This is a genomic window from Streptomyces sp. BE20, from assembly GCF_036322525.1.
In the GTDB taxonomy this organism is placed as follows: Bacteria; Actinomycetota; Actinomycetes; order Streptomycetales; family Streptomycetaceae; genus Kitasatospora.
Genome location: NZ_JAQYWW010001065.1, coordinates 1 through 321, shown reverse-complemented (window position 1 = coordinate 321; position 321 = coordinate 1). Strand labels below are relative to the sequence as shown.

General features: G+C 78.5%; 1 pseudogene. It reads right to left on the bottom strand.

Annotated elements, in window-relative coordinates:
* Positions 1 to 243: pseudogene (locus PUR61_RS30835) on the bottom strand (hypothetical protein); the annotation flags it as partial.
* Between the last annotated feature and the right edge of the window lie 78 nt (positions 244 to 321).

The window sequence follows — 321 nt, the reverse complement described above, 5'->3', positions numbered from 1 at the left end:
GTCGAGGCCCCGGTCGCCGAGGCGCCTGCCCACGCCGCGCCCGGCCTCCCCACCCGTACCACCGCCGACCGCGACGCCGCGCCCCGGCCCGCGCTGGCTCCGGTGGAGGCGGCGCACGACCCCGCGTGGGCCGGCGCCGAGGACGCGGCGCAGCAGTCCGCGCCCAAAGCGCTCGCCGGGCAGCCAGCGGCGGATGCCAACCCCCCCGCCCACCCCGGCCACCACCCCCAACAAAACGCCCACGCACCTCACCACGCCCGCACAGAATACCACAAAACAGTACGCCCCCCCCCCAAAACACACGCCCCCCCCCCCCCCCCC